1 protein-coding gene and 1 pseudogene are annotated in these 26,372 nt (G+C 73.2%); both read left to right on the plus strand.

Annotation, left to right across the window (positions count from 1 at the left end; translation table 11 throughout):
• Positions 1–231 precede the first annotated feature (231 nt).
• A pseudogene (locus tag ACZ5IK_RS25385) lies at positions 232–4,584 on the plus strand (type I polyketide synthase); the annotation flags it as partial.
• Between the two features lie 40 nt (positions 4,585–4,624).
• A complete protein-coding gene (locus ACZ5IK_RS25390; protein WP_465489944.1) occupies positions 4,625–26,359 on the plus strand; it encodes an SDR family NAD(P)-dependent oxidoreductase in 21,735 nt (7,244 codons plus the stop codon).
• The last annotated feature ends 13 nt before the right edge of the window (positions 26,360–26,372 follow it).

The following is a 26,372-nucleotide window of genomic DNA, read 5'->3' on the forward strand; positions in this document are numbered from 1 at the left end:
CCCCCCCCCCCCCCCCTTTCTTCCCCCCCCCCCCCCCCCTCCCCCCCCCCCCCCCCCCCCCCCCTCCCCCCCCCCCCCCCACGGCGCAAGGGGCCTTCACGTACTTGGGTGGGTCTTCGGTTACCGGGGAATGGGGCCGGGGTGGCAAAGACCGCGCGGGGGGAGCGGCGGCCGCGCCCAGGATGAGGCCATGCCCGAGCTGCGCCCGTCTCGTCCGGTCCGGAGAATCTGATGGCGACACCCGAAGAACTGGTGACCGCGCTGCGGGAATCGGTCAAGGAGAACAGCAGGCTGGCCGCGCGTAACCGCGAACTCGCCGAAGCGGCGCGGGAACCGGTCGCGATCATCGGCATGGGATGCCGCTACCCCGGCGGGGCCGACTCGCCCGAAGCGCTGTGGGAGCTGGTGGCCGAAGGCCGCGACGCGGTCTCGGAGTTCCCCGCCGATCGCGGCTGGAACCTCGCCGAGCTGTTCCACCCCGATCCCGATCATCCCGGCACGTCCTACGCCCGGGAAGGGGGATTCCTCCACGAGGCCGCCGAATTCGACCCCGAGTTCTTCGGCATCTCGCCGCGTGAGGCGCTCGCGATGGATCCGCAGCAGCGGCTCCTGCTCCAGATCAGCTGGGAAGCGATCGAGCGCGCCGGGCTCGACGCCTCGGCGTTGAAGGGCAGCGCGACCGGTGTGTTCGCCGGGATCATGTACCACGACTACGGATCCGGCGTCACCGAGTTGCCGGAGGGCGTCGAAGGCTTCCTCGGCACCGGGACGGCGGGCAGCGTGCTTTCCGGCCGTGTCGCGTACACCTTCGGTTTCGAGGGCCCGGCCGTTTCGGTCGACACCGCGTGCTCGTCGTCGCTGGTGGCCGTGCACCTCGCCGCGCAGGCGCTCCGGGCGGGGGAGTGCTCGCTCGCCCTGGCCGGTGGCGCGACCGTGATGGCCGTCCCGGACACCTTCGTCGAATTCTCCCGCCAGCGCGGGCTCGCCCCGGACGGACGCTGCAAATCGTTCGGCGCGGGCGCAGACGGTACCGGCTGGGGTGAGGGCGCCGGGGTTCTGGTGCTGGAGAAGCTGTCCGACGCCGTCCGGAACGGACACCGGGTGCTCGCCGTCGTGCAGGGTTCCGCGGTCAACTCCGACGGGGCGTCGAACGGGCTCACCGCGCCGAACGGCCCGTCGCAGCAACGCGTGATCCGCGCCGCGCTGGCGGGCGCCGATCTGTCCACTTCGGACATCGACGTCGTCGAAGCGCACGGCACGGGCACGAAACTCGGTGACCCGATCGAGGCCGACACTCTGCTGGCCACCTACGGACGCGACCGCGACGTCCCGCTGTACCTCGGTTCGGTCAAGTCGAACCTCGGGCACACGCAGGCTGCGGCGGGGGTCGCCGGGATCATCAAGATGGTCGAGGCACTGCGCCGCGGCGAACTGCCGCGCACGCTGCACGCCGACGAGCCGTCCCCGCACGTCGCCTGGGATTCCGGCGCGGTCGAACTTCTCACCGAGCACCGGCCCTGGCCCGAGACCGGCCGTCCGCGCGCGGCCGCGGTGTCGTCGTTCGGGATCAGCGGCACCAACTCGCACGTCATCCTCCGCCAGGCCCCGGAACCGGCGCCCGCCGAGACCGTGAGCGCCGAGCGAACCCGCGTCCCGTGGGTGCTGTCCGCGCGGTCCGAGGCCGCGCTGCCCGAGCTGGCGGACCGGCTGCGCCAGACCGGGGGAGACCCCGCCGACCTCGCCTGGTCGCTGGCCACCGGAAGGGCCGCGCTGCCGTACCGCGCGGTCGTCACCGGCGCCGACGAAGAAGAACTCCTCGCCGGACTCGGCGCCTTGGCCCGCGGCGAGTCCGCGCCCGGCGTTGTCACCGGCCGGGCGGGCAGCGGCAAGCTGGCGTTCCTGTGTACCGGGCAAGGCGCGCAGCGGCTCGCGATGGGCACCACGCTTTCTTCGGCGTTCCCCGTCTTCGGCGAGGCCTTCGCCCGCGTCGCGGAACGGCTCGACGCGCACACCGGCTTCACACTCGCCGAAATCCTGTCCTGCGAAGACCAGACGCGGATCGACCGGACCGACGTGGCGCAGCCCGCGTTGTTCGCCTTCGAGGTCGCGATGGCCGGGTTGGTGCGGTCCTGGGGCGTCGAACCCGACTTCCTGCTGGGGCATTCGATCGGCGAGCTCACCGCCGCGTACCTCGCCGGCGTGTGGTCGCTCGACGACGCCGCCCGGCTGGTCGCCGCCCGCGGCCGGTTGATGCAGGCACAGCCTTCCGGCGGGGTGATGGTCGCGCTGCAGGCCACCGAAGCGGAACTGGACCTGCCCGGCGGCGTCAGCATCGCCGCGATCAACGGTCCTTCGTCCGTCGTGCTCTCCGGCGAGGAAGCCGCGGTCACCGCCCTGCTCGAAGCCTTCCCGGGCCGCCGCACCAAACGGCTTTCGGTCAGTCATGCCTTCCACTCCGCGATGATGGACGGGATGCTCGACGACTTCCGCGAGGTCGCCGAGAGCGTGACGTATGCCGAACCGCGGATCCCGCTCGCCTCCGGGGACGTTCGCGACCCGGAGTACTGGGTACGGCAGGTGCGCGAGCCCGTCCGGTTCGCCGACGGCATCGCGACCCTGCACGCGCGCGGCGCCCGGCGCTTCGTCGAGATCGGCCCGGACGCTTCGCTGACCGCGCTCGGCGCGGACTGCGTCAGCGACGGCACTTTCATCGCCACGCAACGGAAAGACCGCGACGAGGCGGCCGCCGCCGATCTGGCGCGGGCGAGGCTGTTCACCGCCGGGGTCCGGCTCGACTGGGCCGGGATCCTCGGCGGCGGCACCCGTGTCGACTTGCCGACGTATCCCTTCCGGCGGGACCGCTTCTGGCTCGCCGCCGCCGACCGCAGCACGCCACCGGCCCGGCGTTACGAAATCGTGTGGCGCCCGGTCGAACCAGCCCAGACGTCGGAAGCGTGGACCGTCTACGCCCCCGAATCCAGCGCTTGGGCCGAAGCCGCCGCGAAGGCACTCGACGCGCCCCTGGTCACGGAAGTGCCCGACACCGGGCCTGTCCTCGCCTTCCCGGCGGACGGTGCCGCGCTCGCCGCGCTCCTGCGGGACACCCCGGCGAGGATCTGGTGCGCCACCGGCGACCCCGGTGTCGCCGCGGTCGCGCGGGTCGCGGCGATCGAGCAGCCCCGCCGCTGGGGTGGCTGCGTGACGCTGCCCGATCAGCCGGACGACGGCGTGGTCGCCCGGCTGCGCGAAGTGCTCGGCGGTCCGGAAGACGAGGTCGCGATCCGCGAGGACGGGATCTTCGCCCGCCGGTTCGTCCCCGCCGCTCCCGCGCCGGCCACCCCGTGGACCACTTCCGGCACCGCGCTGGTCACCGGCGGCACCGGGGCGCTGGGCGCGCTGGTGGCCGAACGGCTGATCCGCGCCGGGACGGACCACGTCGTGCTCCTGTCGCGCCGCGGTGAGGACGCACCGGGTGCGGCGGAACTGCGTGAACGGCTGGAAGGTCTCGGCGCCCGCGTCGACATCCACGCCTGCGACGCCGCCGACCGCGACGCACTGTCCACAGTGGTCACCGGCCTGGAGGATCTCAGGGTGGTCGTGCACACCGCCGGGGTCCTCGACGACGCCCTGCTCGACGACGCGACCCCGGAACGGTTCGAAGCCGTCGCCCGCCCCAAGGTGACCGCCGCGCGGCACCTGCGCGAACTCACGAAGGACCTCGACGCCTTCGTACTGTTCTCCTCGGTCGCCGGAGTGCTCGGCAACGGTGGCCAGGCCGCCTACGCCGCCGCGAACGCGGAACTCGACGCGCTCGCGGCCCAGTGGCGGGCCGAGGGGGTCAAGGCGCTGTCGATCGCCTGGGGCCCGTGGGCCGAGGGCGGGATGGCCGAGGACGTCGACGAAGCCGTCCGTCGCAAGGGTTTGCGCCCGATGACGCCGGAGTCGGCGGCGGAGGAGTTCGTCCGGGCGATCGCCGCGGACGACACCTGTGTCACCGTCGCCGACTTCGACTGGTCGTCGTTCTTCGAGGACTTCCGGGCCGCTCCCATGCTCGCCGAACTGCCCCGGCCGGAAACCGCGGCGGCCGAGGCGCCGGTGGCGGATCTGCGGTCCCGGCTGGCCGGGCTGATCGAGCCCGAACAGCGGCGGCTGCTGCTGAAGGTCGCCCGCGAGACCGTGGCCCGCGTGCTCGGCCATCCGGACACGTCGGCGATCGGACCGGACCGCGCGTTCACCGAACTCGGGTTCGACTCGCTCACCGCGGTCGAACTGCGCAACCGGCTCGACGCCGCGACCGGCCTCGCCGTGCCCGCGACGCTCGTCTTCGACCATCCGACGCCGCAGGCCCTCGCCGCCTACCTCTGGCAGGAACTCGCCGCGGCGCACAGCGCTGACACCGCCGACGTCGGCGACCTGCTCGACGGGCTGGAAGCCGCGCTGGGCCGTCTCGATCCCGGCGGCGAAGAGCACGCCAGGGCGGGCGAGCGGCTGCGGAAACTCGCCGAGCGCCTGGACGGGCCCGGCTTCACGCCGTCTTCGGACGACGAACTCTTCGCCTTCATTGACCAGCAACTCGGTGCTTGAGCCCGAGTGCACGCGACCTCGACCGATGAGTGGGGACACCGTGGGTGAGAACGACAAGCTTCGCGACTACCTGACGCGAGTCACCGGCGAACTGCAGCGCACGCGCGGCAGGCTCGCCGCGCTGGAAGACCGCGCCGCCGAACCGATCGCCATCGTCGGCATGGGCTGCCGCTTCCCGGGCGGCGTCCGGTCGCCGGAGCGGTTCTGGGAACTGCTGACCGCCGGGGACCACGGGATCACCGGGTTCCCGGACGACCGCGGCTGGGACGTCGGCGCGCTCGTCGACCCGGACCCGGACCACCTCGGCACCAGCTACGTCGACCGAGGCGGTTTCGTCGACGGCGCCGGGGACTTCGACCCCGAGTTCTTCGGCATCTCGCCGCGCGAGGCCGTCTCGATGGACCCGCAGCAACGGTTGCTGCTGGAGACGTCGTGGGAGGCGCTGGAGCGCGGCGGGATCGACCCCGCGTCGCTGTCCGGCAGCCGCGCCGGGGTCTTCGTCGGCACCAACGGCCAGGACTACGGCCGTGACTTGCCCAAGGGTGTCGAAGGTGTCGAGGGCTACCTCGGCACCGGGATCTCCGGCAGTGTCCTTTCCGGACGGATCTCGTACGTCCTCGGGCTGGAAGGCCCGTCGGTCACCGTCGACACGGCGTGCTCGGCGTCGCTGGTCACGCTCCACCTGGCCGTCCGCGCCTTGCGGGCGGGGGAGTGCGACCTCGCGCTCTCGGGTGGTGCCACCGTGATGGCGAGCCCGGACGCCTTCATCGAGTTCTCCCGCCAGCGCGGCCTCGCCCGTGACGGCCTGGTCAAGGCGTTCGCCGCCGGGGCCGACGGCACCGCGTGGGGCGAGGGCGCCGGCATGATCGTGCTGGAGCGGCTGTCCGACGCCCAGCGCAACGGCCACCCCGTGCTGGCCGTCGTGCGCGGCTCCGCGGTCAACCAGGACGGCGCGTCCAACGGCCTCACCGCCCCCAACGGTCCTTCGCAGCAGCGCGTCATCCGCCAGGCGCTCGCCGACGCTCGTCTGTCGACGAAGGACGTCGACGTCGTCGAGGCGCACGGCACCGGGACGACGCTGGGCGACCCGATCGAGGTCCAGGCCCTCCAGGCCACCTACGGCCGCGACCGCGGCGAGCGGGGGCCGTTGCTGCTCGGTTCGGTGAAGACGAACATCGGCCACACCCAGGCCGCGGCGGGGGTCGCCGGGATCATCAAGATGGTTTTGGCCCTGCGCAACGGAATCCTGCCGGCGAGCCTGCACATCGACGCGCCGAGTCCCCAGGTCGACTGGTCGCCGGGAACGATCGAGCTGCTGGCTTCGGCGCGTCCTTGGCCGGAGGGGGAGACCCGCCGGGCGGGTGTCTCGTCGTTCGGCATCAGCGGGACCAACTCCCATGTGCTGCTGGAGCAGGCGCCCGCCGTCGAGCCGTCCACAGTGGACGCGGCTACTCCGCCGGTGATCCCGTGGGTGCTGTCCGGCCGTACCCCGGCGGCGTTGCGCGCCCAGGCCCGCGCGCTGCTGGACGTCGAGGGCCACCCGGCCGACATCGGCTGGTCGCTGGCCGCGACCCGGTCCGCCTTCGAGCACCGTGCCGTCGTCACCGGCCGCGACGAAGCCACACTGCGCGCCGGGCTGACGGCGGTCGCGGAGGGGGATTCGAGCGTCACCGTCGGCGAAGCGACCGACGGCGCCCTCGCGGTGTGCTTCACCGGCCAGGGCTCGCAGCGACTCGGCATGGGCCGCGAGCTGTACGAGGCGTACCCGGCCTTCGCCACCGCGTTCGACGAGGTCTGCGAGCTGCTGCCCGGCGTGCGCGAGGTCGTCTTCGGCGAGGACGCCGAAGCCTTGAACGACACCGGGAACGCCCAGCCCGCGCTGTTCGCGCTGGAGGTCTCGCTCTACCGACTGGTCGAATCCTGGGGTGTAGTCCCGGATTTCCTGATCGGTCATTCCGTCGGTGAACTCGCCGCGGCGCACGTCGCCGGCATCTGGTCACTGGACGACGCGGCCGAACTTGTCGCGGCACGCGGCCGCCTGATGAGCGCTTTGCCGCGCGGGGGCGCGATGTGCGCCATCGAAGCCGCCGAGGACGAGGTTCGCGCCGCCCTGGTGACAGGTGCGGACATCGCGGCCGTCAACGGTCCGCGCGCGATCGTCGTCTCCGGTACCGAGGACGCCGTGCGGATCGTCGCCGCCGTGTTCACCGAGCAGGGCCGCCGGACCAAGAACCTCTCCGTCTCCCACGCGTTCCACTCGGCGCTGATGGACGGCATGCTCGACGACTTCGCCGCCGTCGCCCGCCGAGTCACCTACAAGACGCCGAAGATCGCCTTGGTTTCGAACGTCACCGGCCGCATCGCCGAGACCGCCGAGATCCTCGACCCGGCCTACTGGGTCCGGCACGTGCGCGAGGCCGTGCGGTTCGCGGACGGCGTCGGCGCGCTGGCCGAGGCAGGCGTCACCCGTTTCCTCGAACTGGGCCCGGACGGCGTCCTTTCCGCGGCTGGGCAGGAAAGCGCGGACGGCCTGTTCGTCCCGGCCCTGCGCCGTGACCGGCCCGAACCCGAGACCTTCGTCGCCGCGCTGGCCGCCGTGTACGCCGACGGCGGCAAGGTCGGCTGGGCCGCCGCGTTCGACGGCGCGCGGCCGGTCGAGCTGCCCACGTACCCGTTCCAGCGCGAGTTCTACTGGCTTCCCGCCACGCACGCCGCCGGTGACGCGGCGGGCCTCGGCCTCGGTTCGCTCGACCATCCGCTGCTCGGCGCCGCCGTTTCGGTCGCCGACGCGGGCGGATTCCTGTTCACCGGAAGCCTTTCGCTGCGGACGCATCCGTGGCTCGCCGAGCACGTGGTGCACGGCCAGGTCGTCGTACCCGGTACCGCGCTGGTCGAACTGGCCGTCCGAGCCGCCGACGAAACCGGCCTGGCGGTACTGGAAGAGCTGACGCTGCAGACGCCGCTGGTGCTCCCCGAGAGCGGCGCGGTCCAGGTCCAGCTGTGGGCCGGGACGCCGGAGGAAACCGGCCACCGACCGCTCACCGTGCACTCGCGTCCCCACGGCGCGGGGGAGTGGACGCTGCACGCCACCGGCGCGCTCGCCCCGTCCTCGCCCGCACCCGACTGGGACCTGGCCGAGTGGCCGCCGCCCGGCGCCGAGGCCGTCTCCCTCGAAGGCCGCTACCCGGAACTGGCCGCGCTCGGCCTGGAATACGGCGAGATCTTCCAGGGCTTGCGGACTTTGTGGCGCGACGGCGAGCACACGTACGCCGAGGTCTCACTGCCCGACGACGCCCGCGACCAGGCGGCTCGATTCGGCCTGCACCCGGCGCTGCTCGACGCGGCGCTGCACGCGCTCGCCGCCGACGGTGACGGCCCCGCCCGGCTGCCCTTCGCCTGGAGCGACGTCGTTCTGCACGCCTCCGGCGCGGCCGAACTGCGCGTCCGGCTCACCCCGGCCGGCACCGACGCGGTCACCTTGCGCGTCGCCGACGGGACCGGTGCGCCGGTCGCCACCGTCGGCTCCCTGGTCGTCCGCCCGGTTTCGGCCGGGCAGCTGCGTCCCGCGACCACTCGCGAGGGACTGTACGAACTGGCTTGGCGGCCGATCGCCACACCGGATGGCGAAGTCCCGCGCTGGGCGAGGTTCGCCGACGTCACCGATGAGGCACCCGAGGTCGTCGTGTACCGCGCGGAAGGTGACGACGTGCACGCCGTCACCGGCGCGACCCTCGACGTGCTCCGGACCTTCCTCGCCGAAGACCGCTTCGCCGAGGCGAAACTGCTAGTCCACACTGGACAGTCCGATGTGGACCCGGTGTCGGCCGCGGTGTGGGGACTGGTGCGCAGTGCGCAGTCCGAGCACCCGGACCGGTTCCTGCTCGCCGACGCCGACGAACTCACCGACGCGGTACTGGCCGCAGGGGAGCCGCAAATCGCCGTTCGTGAGGGCGAACTGCGCGTCCCGCGCCTGGTCACGCCCGAATCCACCGGACGCCTGCTCCCGCCGCCGGGCAACTGGCGGCTCGGCCTGTCCGGCAAGGGCACCTTCGACCACCTGACCCTGGAACCGCTGCCCGACGAGCCGCTCGGGCCGCTGGGCGTCCGGGTTTCCGTCCGCGCCGCCGGTCTCAACTTCCGCGACGTGCTCAACGCGCTCGGCATGTACCCCGGTGAGGCCGGACTGCTCGGCAGCGAGTTCGCCGGGACCGTCCTCGAAGTCGGCGCCGACGTCACCGACCTGAGCCCCGGCGACCAGGTGATGGGCCTCGTCTCCGGTGGCGCCGGGCCGATCGCGATCGCCGAGCGGCCGATGATCACCCGCAAACCCGCGGACTGGACCTACGAGCAGGCGGCCTCGACGCCGTTGGTGTTCCTGACCGCGTACTACGCGCTGGTCGACCTGGCCGGGCTCAAAGCGGGCGAGTCGATCCTGATCCACGCCGCCGCCGGCGGGGTGGGGATGGCCGCGACGCAGCTCGCGCGTCATCTGGGCGCCGAGGTGTACGGCACCGCGAGCGAAGGCAAGCAGTACGTGCTGCGCGACGCCGGACTCGACGACGCGCACATCGCCTCGAGCCGCACGTTGGAGTTCGAGGAGCGGTTCAGCGGTATCGACGTCGTCCTGAACGCCCTCGCCGGGGACTTCATCGACGCCTCGATCCGGACGATGGCGCCGGGCGGCCGGTTCCTGGAGATGGGCAAGACCGACATCCGCGAGCCCGAAGGCGTCCACTACCGCGCCTTCGACCTGATCGACGCCGGGCCGGAGCGGACCGCCCAGCTGTGGGACGCGCTGACCGATCTGTTCGAGTCCGGCGCGCTCGCCCCGCTGCCGACCCGGACCTGGGACGTCCGCGAGGCCCGGGAAGCGTTCCGGTTCCTCGGCCAGGCCAAGCACATCGGCAAGGTCGCGCTCACCATGCCGAGGACACTCGACCCGGACCGGACGGTGCTGATCACCGGCGGCACGGGTGGTCTCGGCGCCTTGGTCGCCCGTCATCTGGTGACCAAGCACGGAGCCCGGAAGCTCCTGCTCACCAGCCGCCGGGGGCTCGACGCGCCCGGAGCGGCGGAGCTGGTGGAAGAACTCGACGCCGAAGTCCGGGTCGTCGCTTGCGACGTCTCCGATCGCGAAGCCGTGGTGGCGCTGCTGGACGGCGTCGACCTGACCGGTGTCGTGCACGCCGCCGGTGTGCTGGACGACGGCACCATCGACGCGCTCACCCAGGAGCGGCTCGACTTCGTACTCGGCCCGAAGGCCGACGCGGCCCGCCATCTGCACGAACTGTCCGGCGACCCGGACCTGTTCGTCACGTTCTCCTCGGCCGCCGGGGTGCTCGGCGCCCCGGGGCAGGGCAACTACGCGGCGGCCAACGGCTACCTCGACGGGCTCGCCGCCCACCGCCGCTCGCTCGGCCTGGCCGGGCAATCGCTGGCCTGGGGCCCGTGGGCCGCGGGCATGGCGGAGACGCTCGGTGAAGCCCACCTGGCGCGGCTGCGCGCCGGTGGCACTCCCGCGCTCGCCGTCGAGGACGGCCTCGCGCTGTTCGACGCGGCCATCGCCGCCGGAGCGCCGCTCGCCGTCCCCGTTCAGCTGGACCTGCCGGTGCTCGCCGCGTCCGGCCCGCTCCCACCACTGCTGGATACGCTGGTCAAACCCGGCCGCCGGACCGCGAAATCGGGCGGTGGCCAGGACTCCTCGCTGGCGAGGCGGCTCGCCGGACTGACCGAAGCCGACCAGGACCGCGAACTGCTGGACCTCGTCCGCACCCAGGTCGCCCTGGTGCTCGGGCACGTCAACGCGGCCACGGTCGAACCCGGCCGCGGCTTCATGGACCTCGGCTTCGACTCGCTGACCGCGGTCGAACTGCGCAACCGCCTCGGTTCCGTGACCGGGCTGCGGCTGCCGTCGACGGTGATCTTCGACCACCCGACCCCGGTCGCCCTCGCCGGTTACGTCCGCTCGGAACTGCTCGGCGATCTCACCGCCGGGCCTCGCGCCCGTGCCCGCGTCGTCGACGCCGGTGAGCCGATCGCGATCGTCGCGACCAGCTGCCGGTTCCCCGGCGACGTCAACACGCCGGAAGACCTGTGGCGCCTCGTTTCCGAAGGCCGCGAAGGCCTGACGGACTTCCCGGCCGATCGCGGCTGGGACCTTGCCGCGCTGTTCGACACGACCCCGGGCAAACAGGGCGTGTCGAACACCCGCACCGGCGGTTTCCTGCCCGACGCGGGGGACTTCGACCCGGAGTTCTTCGGCATCTCGCCCCGCGAAGCCCTCGCCATGGACCCGCAGCAGCGGTTGCTGCTGGAGATCGCGTGGGAGGCCTTCGAGCGCGCGGGCATCCCGCCCGGCACCTTGCGCGGCAGCGACACCGGTGTTTTCACCGGCGCGATCTACCACGAATACGCGTCCAGGCTGACGAAGATCCCGGAGGAGGTCGAAGGTTTCCTCGGCACCGGCACGTCCGGCGCGATGATGTCCGGCCGCGTCTCCTACACCTTCGGGTTCGAGGGACCTGCCGTGTCGGTGGACACGGCGTGCTCGTCCTCGCTGGTCGCGATGCATCTGGCGAGCCAAGCCCTGCGTTCGGGGGAATGCTCCCTCGCGCTGGCGGGCGGCGTCACCGTGATGGCCAACCCCGACCCGTTCGTCGACTTCAGCAAGCAGAACGCGATGGCGGTCGACGGCCGCTGCAAGGCCTTCGCCAACGGCGCCGACGGCGTCAGCTGGGGTGAGGGCGCCGGGTTCGTCCTGCTGGAGAAGCTGTCCGACGCGCGCCGCAACGGTCACCCGGTTCTCGCCCTGCTCAAGGGATCCGCGATCAACCAGGACGGCGCGTCCAGCGGGCTCACCGCCCCGAACGGACCGTCGCAGCAACGCGTGATCCGGCAGGCGCTCGCCAACGCCAGACTGTCCACTTCGGACATCGACGTCGTCGAGGCGCACGGCACCGGAACCAGGCTGGGCGACCCGATCGAGGCACAGGCGCTGCTGGCCACCTACGGCCAGGACCGCGAAGAGCCGTTGCTGCTCGGCTCGGTGAAGTCGAACTTCGGGCACACCCAGGCCGCCGCCGGAGTGGCCGGGGTGATCAAGATGATCGAGGCGATGCGGCACGGTGTCGTCCCCGCGACGCTGCACGTCGACGCGCCGTCGGCCCAGGTCGACTGGGAGGCGGGCGCGATCCGCGTGGCCACCGAGGCCGCGGACTGGCCGGAGACCGGCCGTCCGCGCCGGGCGGGGGTGTCCTCGTTCGGGTTCAGCGGGACCAACGCGCACGTTGTCCTCGAACACGTCCCCACAGAAGAAAGCACGGAAGGACCGGCCGCCCGGCCCGCGCTGCTGCCGTGGGTGCTGTCCGGCCGCTCCGAGGAAGCCCTGCGGGCACAGGCCGCGCGGCTCGCCGACCTGACGGCCGACCCGCTCGACGTCGCCTGGTCGCTGGCCACCGCCCGCACCGCGCACGAGCGGCGCGCCGTCGTCGTCGGGACCGATCCGTCCGTCCTGCGGGCCGGGCTGGCCGCGTTCGCCGACACCGGCCGGGCGGTCAACGTCGTCTCCGGCCGCGCGGTCACCGGACGGCTCGCGTTCCTGTTCACCGGTCAGGGTTCCCAGCGAACCGGCATGGGCCAAGGCCTTTACGAGACCTTCCCCGCCTTCGCGGCGGCTTACGACGAGGTCGCCGCGCTGCTGCCCCTCGACGGCGACATCGACCGCACCGGCACCGCGCAGCCCGCGATCTTCGCCCTGGAAGTGGCGCTGTTCCGGCTCTACGAGTCCTGGGGCGTGACCCCGGACTTCCTGGCCGGGCACTCGATCGGTGAGATCGCGGCGGCGCACGTGGCGGGCGTGCTTTCCCTGGAGGACGCCGCGAAGCTCGTCGAGGCACGCGGCCGGTTGATGGAGGCGCTGCCCGAGGGCGGCGCGATGGTCGCGGTCCAGGCGTCCGAAGACGAGGTGCGCGAGTTCCTGACCGACGAGGTGAGCCTCGCCGCCGTCAACGGGCCCGACGCGGTCGTCCTGTCCGGTGTGGACGGTCCGGTCCGCGCGGTCGCCGCCAGGTTCGCGCAGGACGGGCGTCGTACCAAGCATCTCGTGGTGTCGCACGCGTTCCACTCGGCGCTGATGGAGCCGATGCTGGCGGAGTTCGCCGAGGTCGCGGAGTCGCTGGAGTACGCCGAGCCGCGGATCCCGATCGTGTCCACGGTGAGCGGATCGGCCGATCTGACCGACCCGGGTTATTGGGTGCGCCACGTCCGCGAGACCGTGCGGTTCGCCGACGGCCTCGCGGCGCTGACCGCCGAGGGCGTCACGGCGTTCCTCGAACTCGGCCCCGACGCCGTGCTCTCCGCGATGGGTACCGACGGCGTCTTCGTCTCCGCCCTGCGCAAGGACTCCGACGAGGCCCGGTCCGCGATGACCGCGCTGGGCGCGGTGCACGCGGCGGGCGCTCCCGTCGACTGGGACCGCTTCTTCGACGGCAGTGGCGCGCGGCCCGCGAACCTGCCCACCTATCCGTTCCAGCGCCGCCGTTTCTGGCTGCTGGCGCCGCCGGGTTCCGGCGACGCCACCGCGCTGGGTCTCGGCGCGCTCGACCACCCGCTGCTGGGCGCCGCCGTCGCGCTGCCCGAACGCGGCGGGCTGGTCCTCACCGGGCGGTTGTCGCTCGACGAACAGCCGTGGCTGGCCGGGCACCGCGTCCGCGACGCCGTCCTGCTGCCGGGGACCGCGTTCGCCGAACTGGCCGTCCGGGCGGGCGACGAGGTCGGTTGCGGCACCGTCGAGGAACTGACGCTGCAGGCACCGCTGGTGCTCACCGCGGCGCCGGTCCAGCTGCGAGTGTCCCTTTCGGACGGTGACGGCCACCGTACGCTGGCGGTGCACTCGCGTCCTCAAGACGGCGAATGGACGCTGCATGCCACCGGTTCGCTGATCGCGACGGACACCGAGCCCGCGGCCGAGCCTGCATGGCCGCCGACCGGCGCTGAATCCGTTGACCTGGAAGGCTTCTACGCGACCCTCGCCGAAGCCGGGCTCACCTACGCGGACCCGTTCCGCGGTCTGCGCGCGGCCTGGCGCCAGGGTGACGAGATCTTCGCGGAAGTCGCGCTGCCCGAGGGCACCGACGTCCGCGGGTTCGGGCTGCATCCGGCCCTGCTCGACGCGGTCCTGCACGCCGTCGGCCTGACCGGCGGCCCGGCCCGGCTGCCGTTCTCGTGGGCCGGGTTGGCGTTGCACGCCACCGGTGCGACCACGGTGCGGGCCCGGCTCACCCCGGCCAGTCCGGACGCCGTTTCCTTGCGTGTCACCGACGGCACCGGTGCTCCGGTGCTCTCGGTCGGCTCGCTGAGCCTGCGTCCGGTGGGCGACGGGCCGCTGCCCAGCGCCACCACCGACGCGCTGTTCGGCATCGACTGGATCCCCGTCGCGACGCCTTCGGAGAGCGAAGACGTCGCCGTGTCCGAAGCCTCGTCGGTCGAGGCCGCGCTCGATGCGTTGCAGACGGCCGAAGACCGGCTCGTCGTGCACCTCACCGGTGACAGCCCGGAGCACGCCGCCGTCGCCGGACTGGTGCGCAGCGCGCAGGCCGAGTACCCGGACAAGTTCGTCCTGGTCCACGGCACCGGAGACGCCAAGATCGCGGCGGCGACCGGTGAACCCGAGGTCGCGCTCACCGAAGACGGTCTGCGCGTCCCCCGGTTGACCCGGTCCCGCGCCACCGCCGACCCGGACTGGACCCTCGACGGCACCGTGCTGGTCACCGGCGGTACCGGCGGACTCGGCGCGCACGTCGCCCGGCGGCTCGTCGAGCGCCACGGCGTCCGGCACCTGCTGCTCGTCGGACGTCGCGGCGCCGACGCCCCCGGTGCCGAAGCCCTGCGAGAGGACCTGGTCGCGCTCGGCGCAGAGGTGACGATCGCCGCGTGCGACGTCGCCGACCGTTCCCAGCTCGAGTCCGTGCTCGCTCTCGCGGAGGAGCCGCTGAGTGGCGTGGTGCACGCCGCGGGCGTCCTCGACGACGGCGTCCTCTCCGCGATGACCCCCGAACGGCTCGCCGCCGTCGCGGGCCCCAAGTCCGAGGCCGCGCGGCATCTGCACGAACTGACCAGCGGCCTCAAGCTGTTCGTCACGTTCTCCTCGATCGCCGGCGCCCTCGGCGCACCCGGCCAGGCGAACTACGCCGCGGCCAACGGCTACCTCGACGGACTCGCCGCCTCCCGGCGTGCCCAGGGCCTCCCCGGCACCTCTATCGCCTTCGGCCTCTGGGAAACCGGCATGGGTGAAGGCCGCGGTGGAGCGGCGCTGCCCGTCGAAGCCGGGCTGGAACTGTTCGACCTGCTGGCCTTCGGCGACGACCCGCGTCCCGTCGCGACCAAGCTCGACCTGGCCGCGCTGCGTGCCGAAGCCGAGGTCCCGCACGTGCTGCGGAGCCTGGTCCGGCCACGGCGCCGTCGTGCGGCGGAGGAAGCGGAAGCGGCCGGGCTGCGGCAGCGGCTCGCGGGGGTGCCCGCCACCGAACGCGTGCGGCTGCTGACCGAACTGGTCCGCACCGAGGCGGCGCACGTCCTCAGCCACACCAGCCCCGACGCCGTCGAGGCCGACCGCGCCTTCGGTGACCTCGGGTTCGACTCGCTCACCGCGGTCGAGTTCCGCAACCGCCTCGGCACGGTCACCGGGTTGCGCCTGCCCGCGACGCTGACCTTCGATCACCCGACCCCCCTCGCGCTGGCCGAATTCCTGCTCGCCGAACTGCTCGACGAACCCGGTGAGGCGACGCCGGTCTTCACCGCGGCCCGCGCCGACGGCGACCCGATCGTCATCGTCGGCATGGCCTGCCGCTACCCGGGCGGCGTGACGTCACCGGAAGAGCTGTGGGAGCTCGTTTCCGGCGGCAAGGACGGCGTGACCCGGTTCCCCGAGGACCGCGGCTGGGACGTCGACGGCATCTACGACCCCGACCCCGACCGGCCGGGCAAGACCTACACCCGCGAAGGCGGGTTCCTGCACGACGCGGGCGACTTCGACCCTGAGTTCTTCGGGATCTCGCCCCGGGAAGCGCTCGCGATGGATCCGCAGCAGCGGTTGCTGCTCGAAGTCGCCTGGGAAGCCCTGGAGCGCTCCGGGACCGACCCGACGTCACTCAAGGGCAGCCCGACCGGGGTGTTCGCCGGAGTCATGTACCACGACTACGGCACCCGGCTCGGCAACGACGTCCCCGACGACGTCGAAGGGTTCCTCGGCACCGGCACCTCGGGCAGCGTGCTGTCCGGCCGCGTGGCCTACACCCTGGGCCTGGAGGGGCCCGCGGTGTCGGTCGACACGGCCTGCTCCTCGTCGCTGGTCGCCCTGCACTGGGCGACGCAGGCGTTGCGGTCGGGGGAGTGCTCGCTGGCGCTGGCCGGTGGGGTCACGGTGATGGCGACGCCGGAGACGTTCATCGGCTTCTCCCGTCAGCGTGGCCTCGCCGCCGACGGCCGCTGCAAGTCCTTCTCGTCCGACGCCGACGGAACCGGCTGGGCCGAAGGTGCCGGGATGCTCGTGCTGGAAAGGCTTTCCGACGCGCGCCGCAACGGGCACCGCGTGCTGGCGGTGGTCAAGGGCTCGGCGGTCAACTCCGACGGCGCGTCCAACGGGCTCACCGCGCCCAACGGTCCCTCGCAGCAGCGGGTGATCCGCCAAGCGCTGGCCGCCGCCGGTGTCCCGTCGTCCACTGTGGACGCTGTCGAGGCGCACGGCACCGGTACGACGCTGGGTGACCCGATCGAGGCGCAGGCACTCCTGGCCACCTATGGCCGCGAGCGCGACGGCGAACCGCTGTACCTCGGCTCCGTGAAGTCCAACTTCGGTCACACGCAGGCCGCCGCGGGCGTCGCCGGGATCATCAAGATGGTCCAGGCGATGCGCCACGGTGTCCTGCCGAAGACGTTGCACCTGGGCGAGGCGACTCCGCACGTCGACTGGGAAGCCGGTGACGTCGAACTGCTCGCCGAGGGCCGGGGCTGGCCGGAAACCGGGCGGCCGCGGCGATCCGCCGTGTCGTCGTTCGGGATCAGCGGGACCAACGCGCACGTCATCCTCGAGCAGCCACCGGCCGAAACCCTGGCCCCGCGCGAGGTCGTCGCTCCGGCTCTCGTGCCGTGGGTGCTCTCCGGCCGCGCCGAAGACACTCTCCGGGAGCAGGCCGGGCGTCTGCTCGGCCGTGACGGCGAGCCGGTCGACGTCGGCTTCGCGCTCGCCACCACCCGTACCGCGCACGAGCGGCGTGCCGTCGTGCTCGGTGCCACGGACGCGGATCTCCGCACGGGACTGGAGTCCCTCGCCGGGGGCACGGCGACCCCGTCGGTCGTCACCGGCCGCGTCCTGTCCGGCCGGACGGCGTTCCTGTTCACCGGACAGGGATCGCAACGGCTCGGCATGGGCGAAGGGCTCTACGCCGCGTTCCCCGTGTTCGCCGCCGCCTATGACGAGGTCACCGCGCTGCTCCCGGCCGGGGGCGATTTGAACCGCACCGGCGCCGCGCAGCCGGCGATCTTCGCGCTGGAAGTCGCGCTGTACCGGCTCGCCGAATCCTGGGGCGTCGTCCCCGACTTCGTGGCCGGGCACTCGATCGGTGAGATCGCGGCCGCTCACGTGGCCGGGGTTCTTTCCCTGGAGGACGCGGCCAAACTCGTCGAGGCGCGCGGCCGGTTGATGGAGGCGCTGCCCGAGGGCGGCGCGATGGTCGCCGTGCAGGCGAGCGAGGACGAGGTGCGCGAGCACCTGACGCCCAAGGTCTCGCTGGCCGCCGTCAACGGCCCGAACGCGGTCGTTCTTTCGGGGGCCGCCTCACCGACGCTGAAGCTGGCCAAGAAGTTCGAAAAGCTCGGCCGCCGCACCAAGCGGCTGGAGGTGTCACACGCCTTCCACTCGGCCCTGATGGAACCGATGCTCGACGAGTTCGCCGCCGTGGTGCGGGAACTGGACTTCAAGGACCCGGCCATCCCGTTCGTGTCCACTGTGGACGGCGAGCGCACGGCGCGGGTCGCCGAGCCGGAGTACTGGGTGGAGCACGTCCGCGCCACCGTCCGGTTCGCCGCCGGGCTGGCGTGGCTGCGCGAGGCGGGCGTGACCCGGTTCGTGGAACTGGGCCCGGCCGCCGTCCTGACCGCGCTCGCCGACGACGGCCCGGACACCTTCGCGGCGTCGTTCCTGCGCGCCGACCGTGACGAGGCGGAGACCGCGCTCACCACGCTGGCCGCCGCGTACACCCGCGGTGCCGGAGTCGACTGGGCCGCGGTGTTCCGCCCGACCGGCGCCCGCGTCGTCGACCTGCCGACGTCGGTGTTCGACCGCCGCCGCTTCTGGCTCGCCGCCGGAGCCGGTGCGGGCGACGTCACCACGGCGGGGCTCCAGGCCGCCGGGCACCCGCTGCTGGGCGCCGCGGTGCCGTTCGCCGACGGCGACGGCTGGGTCCTCACCGGACGGCTTTCGGTCGCCACGCATCCGTGGCTGGCCGGGCACGCCGCGTTCGGCGAGGTCCTCGTCCCCGGCACCGGGCTGCTCGAACTCGCCGTCCGCGCGGGTGACGAAGCCGGGTGCGCGGGAGTGGAGGAACTGACCCTCGCCGCACCGCTGGTGCTGCCACCGCACGGCGCGCTCGACGTCCAGGTGCTCGTCGGAGCGGAGGGCACGGGCGGGCGACGGCCGGTTTCCGTGCACTCGCGTGCCCCGCAGGGGGAGTGGACCGAGCACGCCGCCGGGACCCTCGTCCCGGAAACGGCCACCGTGCCGTCCGGGCTGACCGAATGGCCGCCCGCCGCGGAACCCGTCCCGCTCGACGGGCTCTACGCCGACCTGGCGGCCGCGGGTCTCGACTACGGGCCGCCGTTCCGCGGCCTCACCACCGCCTGGCGCGACGAGGACACCGTGTTCGCCGAGGTGGAACTGCCCGAGGGCACCGAAGTCGACGGCTTCGGGCTGCACCCGGCGCTGCTCGACGCGGCGCTCCACACCTTGGGCCTGCTCCCCGGTGAGGGCACCCGGCTGCCGTTCCTCTTCGGCGACGTCACCCTGTACGCCACCGGCGCCACCGCGCTGCGCGTCCGGGTCACGCCCGCCGGATCCGGGGTGTCCTTGCTGGTCACCGACACCACCGGCGCGCCGGTCGCCACCCTCGGCACGGTCGCCGTCCGGACCGCGGAGGCCCCGGGGCCGCGCGGCACCGACTCGCTGTACGAGCTGACCTGGGTCGAGGTGCCCGCCGACGGCGAGGTCGCCGAGGACGTCCAGGTCTTCACCGCACCGGACGGCGAGCCGCGCGACGCGCTGGCCGCGACCCTCACGGCGATCCAGGAGTTCCTGGCCGGCGGCGGGACACGTCTGGTGGTGCGCACCGGCGACACCCCGGCGGGGGCCGCCGTCCGCGGTCTCGCCCGCACCGCCGCTTCGGAACACCCGGACCGGTTCGTCGTCCTCGAAGGGGACGACGTCGGCCTGGCGCTGGCCACCGGCGAACCGCAGGTCCGGATCCGCGACGGCGTGGCGGAGGTCCCGCGCCTGACCCGGGCGACGCCGGGAGAAGCCGCGATTTGGGGTGAGGGCACGGTTCTCGTCACCGGCGGTACCGGCGGGGTCGGGGCCGCGCTCGCCCGGCACCTCGCGCCGCAGGTCACGAGGCTGGTTCTCACCAGCCGCCGCGGCCTCGACGCGCCCGGCGCCCCGGAGCTGGCGGAAGAACTCGGCGCAGAGGTCGTCGCCTGCGACGTCACCGACCGCGCCGCGCTCGCCGCGCTGCTCGACGGGATCGAAGACCTCACCGGGATCGTGCACGCCGCCGGCGTGCTCGACGACGGCGTCGTCACCGAACTGACCCCGGAGCGCTTCGACACCGTGCTGCGGCCCAAGTCCGACGCGGCGCTCGCGCTCCACGAACTCACCCTCGGCAAGCCGCTGACCCAGTTCGTCCTGGTGTCCTCGGTGTCCGGGATCCTCGGCGGTCCGGGGCAGGCCAGCTACGCCGCGGCCAACGCCCTGCTCGACGACCTCGCGCGCCGACGGCACGCGGAGGGGCTGCCCGCCCGTTCGCTGGCGTACGGCCTGTGGGCCAACGGCATGGGCGGACAGTCCGATGTGGACCGTCTCGCTCGCGCCGGGTTCGGCGCGCTGACCGACGAAGAGGGCCTGGCGTTGTTCGACGCCGCAGTGGCCGCCTCGACGCCGGTTCCGGTCCCGGTGAAGCTCGATCTGGCGACGCTGCGCACGTTGGCCCGCACCAGCGAGCCCGCACCCGCCCTGCGCGGACTGGTCCGGATGCCGAAGCGGCGTGGCGCGGCCAACGCCGCGGCCGCCGCCGGGCTGACCGCGACGCTGACCCGGCTTTCGCCCGCCGACCAGCTCTCGCATCTGGTCGATCTGGTCCGGGGTCACGTCGCCGACGTGCTCGGACACGGCACGGCGACGTCGGTCGAGGCCGGACGCGCGTTCACGGAACTCGGCTTCGACTCCCTCACCGCTGTCGAACTGCGGAACCGGCTCGGCGAGGCGACCGGCCTGAGGCTGCCCGCCACGCTGGTGTTCGACCATCCGACCCCGGCGGCGCTCGCCGCCCACATCCGGTCCGAGCTGGCCGGTGACGAGTCCACTGTAGACATCGAGCCGGTCCGCGTGGCCGAACCGGACGAGCCGATCGCGATCGTCGCGATGAGCTGCCGGTTCCCGGGCGGCGTCAGCTCGCCGGAGGAGCTGTGGCGCTTGGTCTCCGAAGGGACCGACGCGATCACGCCGTTCCCGTCCGACCGAGGCTGGGATCTCGACGGGCTGTACCACCCGGACCCCGACCACCCCGGCACCAGTTACGCCCGCGAGGGCGGTTTCCTGCACGACGCCGCCGACTTCGACGCGGAGTTCTTCGGCATCTCGCCGCGGGAAGCGGTCACCGTCGACCCGCAGCAGCGGTTGCTGCTGGAGACCGCGCAGGAGGCGTTCGAACGCGCCGGGATCGACCCGGTCTCGCTGCGCGGCAGCGCCACCGGTGTGTTCGCCGGTGTGATGTACGACGACTACGCCTCCCGGCTGGCCGCCACCCCGGAGGGGATGGAGGGTCTGCTCGGCACCGGCAGCGCGAGCAGCGTGCTGACCGGCCGGGTCGCCTACACCTTCGGGCTCGAAGGCCCGGCGGTGTCGGTCGACACGGCGTGCTCGTCTTCGCTGGTCGCCCTGCACTGGGCGGCGCAAGCGCTGCGTTCGGGTGAATGCGGCCTGGCGCTGGTCGGCGGCGCGACCGTGATGGCCAGCCCCAACCCGTTCATCGAGTTCTCCCGTCAGCGCGGCCTGGCCGCCGACGGCCGCTGCAAGCCGTTCGCGGCGGCGGCCGACGGCACAGCCTGGGCCGAGGGCGCCGGTTTCCTGCTCCTGGAAAGGCTTTCCGACGCGCGCCGCAACGGACGTCGCATACTGGCCGTCGTCAAGGGGTCGGCGGTCAACCAGGACGGCGCGTCCAACGGCATGACCGCGCCCAACGGCCCCTCGCAGCAGCGGGTCATCCGGCGTGCCCTGGCCGCGGCGGGCGTCGAATCGTCCACTGTGGACATCGTCGAGGCGCACGGCACCGGTACGGCGCTGGGCGACCCGATCGAGGCGCAAGCGCTTCTGGCCACCTACGGCCAGGACCGCGAGGAGCCGCTGTGGCTCGGCTCGGTGAAGTCCAACATCGGCCACACCCAGGCCGCCGCCGGACTCGCCGGGATCATCAAGATGGTCGAGGCGATGCGGCACGGCGTGCTGCCCGCGACCCTGCACGTCGACGAGCCGTCACCGCATGTCGACTGGAGCGAGGGTGAGGTCCGGCTGCTCACCGAGGCGCGGCCGTGGCCCGAGGCCGGACGACCGCGGCGCGCGGCGGTGTCGGCGTTCGGCATCAGCGGGACCAACGCGCACGTCATCCTCGAACAGGTCCCGGAACCGGCGGCTCCCGCCAGGACTCCGGCGCCGCCGTCGCTCCTGCCGTGGGTGCTGAGCGCCCGCACCGAAGACGCGCTGCGAGCCCAGGCCGGGCGACTGCTCGGCACCGTCGGATTCGCCGACCCGCTGGACATCGGCTACGCGCTGGCGACCACCCGGACCGCGTTCGAACGGCGGGCGGTGCTCACCGGCGACGCCGACGCGCTGCGCGCCGGTCTGGCCGCGCTCGCCGGTGGCCGGACCACCCCGGAGGTCGTCACCGGCCGCGCGGCCGAAGGCAAACTCGCGATGCTGTTCACCGGCCAGGGTTCCCAGCGGCTCGGCATGGGCGAAGGGCTCTACGCCGCTTTCCCGGTGTTCGCCGAGGCATACGACGAGGTCGCCGCGCTGCTGCCCCTCGATGGTGATCTCAACCGGACCGGCACCGCCCAGCCCGCGATCTTCGCCCTCGAAGTGGCGTTGTCACGGCTCGTGGAGTCGTGGGGGATCCGGCCCGATTTCCTGGCCGGTCACTCGATCGGCGAGATCGCGGCCGCCCACGTGGCGGGCGTGTTCTCCCTGGAGGACGCGGCGAAACTGGTCGAGGCACGAGGACGGCTGATGGAGGCGCTGCCGGAAGGCGGCGCGATGGTCGCGGTCCAGGCGACCGAGGACGAGGTGCGCGAGCATCTGTCCGACGACGTCTGCCTGGCCGCGGTCAACGGACCGCAGGCGATCGTCCTGTCCGGTGTGGACGGTCCGGTCCGCGAGGTCGCCGCCCGGTTCGCCGGGGAGGGACGCCGCACCAAGGCCCTGGTCGTTTCGCACGCGTTCCACTCGGCGCTGATGGAGCCGATGCTCGCGGAATTCGCCGAAGTGGCGGAAAGCCTGAGCTACGCCGAACCGCGGATCCCGATCGTCTCCACCGTGACCGCATCGGCGGATTTGACCGACCCGGCCTACTGGGTGCGGCATGTCCGTGAGCCGGTCCGGTTCGCCGACGGTGTCGCCGCGCTCGCCGCCGCCGGGGTCACCCGGTTCGCGGAGCTGGGCCCGGACGGCGTGCTCTCGGCGATGGGCGCGGACAGCGCCCCGGACGCGGTGTTCGTCCCGCTCCTGCGCAAGGACCGTGACGAACGGCAGACCGCCTCGCTCGCGTTTAGCCGACTGGTTGCGGCGGGTACCGACGTCGACTGGACGGCGTTCTTCGACGGCACGGACGCCCGCGCCGCGGCACTGCCGACCTACGCGTTCCAGCGTGAGCGGTTCTGGCTCGACCCGCCCGCCACCGCGGGCGACGCCGCCGGGCTGGGCTTGGCCGCGGCCGGGCATCCGCTGCTCGGCGCGACCGTGCCGACGGCGGGCGAGGACGGGCTGGTCGGCTACGGCCGGTTGTCCCGCGCCTCGCAGCCGTGGCTGGCCGACCACGCGGTGCTCGGCACCGTGCTGGTCCCCGGCGCGGCACTGGTCGAACTCGTCGTCCGGGTGGGCGACGAACTCGGCTGCGCCCGCGTCGCCGAACTGACCCTGGCCGCGCCGATGGTGCTGCCGGAGACCGGTGGGCTCGCCGTTCAGGTCGTCCTCGGTGCCCCGGACGACGACGGACGGCGTCCGGTGTCGATCCACTCCCGCCTCGGCGAGGCGCCGTGGACCGAGCACGCGACCGGCCTGCTCGCCCCCGGGGACGCCTACCCGGCGGCCAAGGAGACCGTGTGGCCGCCCGCCGGGGCCGAAGCCCTCGACGTAACCGAGCTCTACCCGGGTCTCGCCGAAGCGGGCCTGCAGTACGGGCCGGTGTTCCAGGGCCTCACCGCCGCGTGGCGGGTGGGCGACGACGTCTGCGCCGATCTCGAACTGCCCGCCGCCGCCCACGGCGACGCAGGGAAGTTCGGCCTGCACCCGGCGCTGCTCGACGCCGCGCTGCACGCGATCGGCCTGCTGCCCACCGGGGACACCACGACCACCCGGCTGCCGTTCCTCTGGCGCGACGTCGTCCTGCACGCGGCGGGCGCCACCGCCGCCCGCGTCCGGGTCTCCGCCACCGGCACCGACTCGGTCCGCCTGGAGCTCACCGACGGCGCCGGCGCCCCGGTGCTGACGGTGGGAGCGCTGCTGCTGCGCGAGGTCGCCGACCTCGGCCCGGCCGCTCCGTCCACTTCGGACTCGCTGTTCCGGCTCGGCTGGGCGCAGGTGACGAACGAGGCCCCGGCGACACCGACGGAGATCCTGCCGGCGGTGCCGGAGGCCGGGGACACCCCGGCGGCCACGCATGCGCTGCTGCTGAGCACGCTGGCGAAACTGCAGGAGTGGCTGGCCGAGGAGAAGGACACCACGCTCGTGGTGCGTACCGAGAACGGTGTCGCCGTGTCTACTTCGGACAGTGTCGACCCGGCTTCGGCCGCGGTCTGGGGTCTGGTCCGCAGTGCTCAGTCGGAACATCCCGGCCGTCTGGTGCTGCTCGACGCGGCCGAGGCCGACGTCGACACCGCGCTGGCGGTGCTGGGCGACGAAACCCAGCTCGCTGTGCGCGACGGCGTCGTCCATGCCGCCCGGCTGCTGACCGCGGCGTCGTCGCCGGACCTCGTGCCGCCGTGGCACGAACCGGCCTGGCGTCTCGACAGCGTCGTCAAGGGAACGCTCGACAGGCTCTCCTTCGAGCCGTACCCGGACGTGCTCGAACCGTTGCTGCCGCGTGAGGTCCGGATCGCCACCCGCGCGGCCGGGACGAACTTCCGCGACGTGCTCAACGTGCTCGGCATGTACCCGGGAGACGCGGGCCGGATCGGGTACGAGGCCGCCGGTGTCGTCACCGACGTCGGGTCCGAAGTGGACGATCTCGCCGTCGGAGACCGGGTGATGGGCCTGGTGCACGGCGGGTTCGGCCCGCTCACCTTCGCCGACCGCGATCTGGTGGCCAAGATGCCCGAGGGCTGGACGTTCGAAGAAGCCGCGTCCGTGCCGCTGGTGTTCCTCACCGCCTACTACGCGCTGACCGACCTCGGCGCGTTGAAGAAGGGCGAGTCGGTGCTGATCCACGCCGCGGCCGGCGGTGTCGGGATGGCCGCCACGCAGCTCGCCCGGCACGTCGGCGCCGAGGTGTTCGGCACCGCGAGCGAGGGCAAGTGGGACGTCCTGCGCGCGGCCGGGCTGGACGACGACCACATCGCGTCGTCGCGGACGCTCGACTTCGAGGAACGGTTCCGCGAAACCACCGGCGGGAACGGGGTGGACGTCGTCCTCAACGCGCTGACCGGCGACTTCATCGACGCCTCGATGCGCCTGTTACCGCGCGGTGGGCGGTTCGTGGAAATGGGGAAGACCGACGTCCGTCCGGACGGCGGCGCCGCGGGGCACCATCCCGGTGTGACTTACCAGGCGTTCGACGTGATCGAAGCGGGCAACCGCCGGATCGCGCAGATATGGGAGGAGCTGATCGTCTTGTTCGACCAGGGCGCGCTCACCCCGCTGCCGGTCCGCACCTGGGATCTGCGCCGGGCACCGGAGGCGCTGCGCTTCCTGTCGCAGGCCAAGCACGTCGGCAAGGTCGTACTGACCGTGCCGCGCCGCCCGATCGGCGGCACGGTGCTCGTCACCGGCGGTACCGGCGGCCTCGGCGCGGTGCTGGCCAGGCATCTGGTCACCGAGCACGGCGTCACCAGCCTGGTGCTCACCAGCCGTCGCGGTCCGGACGCGCCCGGCGCGGCCGAACTGACGGCCGACTTGACCGCGCTGGGCGCCACCGTGCGGATCGAGGCGTGCGACGCCGCCGACCGCGACGCGCTCGCCGCGGTCCTGGACCGCACTCCGGACCTCACCGGTGTGGTGCACGCTGCAGGCGTCCTCGACGACGGACTGCTGACCGCGCTCACCCCCGAGCGGCTCGAGAAGGTGCTGCGGCCCAAGGTGGACGCGGCGTGGAACCTGCACGAGCTGACCCGCGGCCACGACCTGACGATGTTCGTCCTGTTCTCCTCGGCCGCCGGGGTGCTCGGCGCGCCGGGGCAGGCGAACTACGCCGCGGCCAACACGTTCCTCGACGGGCTGGCGCACCACCGCCGCGGCCTCGGGCTGCCCGCGACGTCGCTCGCCTTCGGCCTCTGGGCCGACGGGATGGGCGGCGCGGCGGACGCGGACCGGATGGGCCGCGACGGGGTCGGCAGTTTCGACCCGGTCGAAGGACTGGAGCTGTTCGACCTGGCCACCGGCCTGGCCGAGCCGGTCTCGGTGCCGGTCAAGCTCGACGTCGCGGGGCTCCGCACGATGACCGGACCGGTACCGCCGCTGCTGCGCGGTCTCGTCCGCGGTTCGGTGCGGCGCGCCGCACCGGTGGACGCGGCGGCGCAGGCCGACGGGCTCAAGCGACGGCTCGCCGGGCTTTCGCAGGCGGACGCCGAACTGGTGCTGCTCGGGGTGGTGCGCGGTCAGGCCGCGGCGGCCCTCGGGCACGACGGCGCGGACTCGATCGAGCCGGGCCGGGCGTTCACCGAACTGGGCTTCGACTCGCTCACCGCGGTCGAGCTGCGCAACGGGCTCGACGCGGCCACCGGGCTGCGCCTGCCCGCGACGCTGATCTTCGACTACCCGACCCCGGACGACCTCGCCAAGTACCTGCAGTCCGAGGTAGTTCCTGCGGTTCCGGCCGAGGAAACCGGCCTGGCGTCCGGTATCGACCGGCTCGCCGCCGAGCTGTCCACAGTGGACATCACGGCCGCGGACGGTGCCGAGGTCGAGGCGAAGCTGCGGAACCTGGTCGCCCTGTGGCAGGACCGGGTCCGGCCGTCCGGCGGCGACGCGGATCTGGAAGTGGACACCATCGACGACATGTTCGCCCTGCTGGACAACGAACTCTGACCCCGGCCCGGCG

It is taken from the genome of Amycolatopsis sp. NPDC031561 (assembly GCF_055580625.1).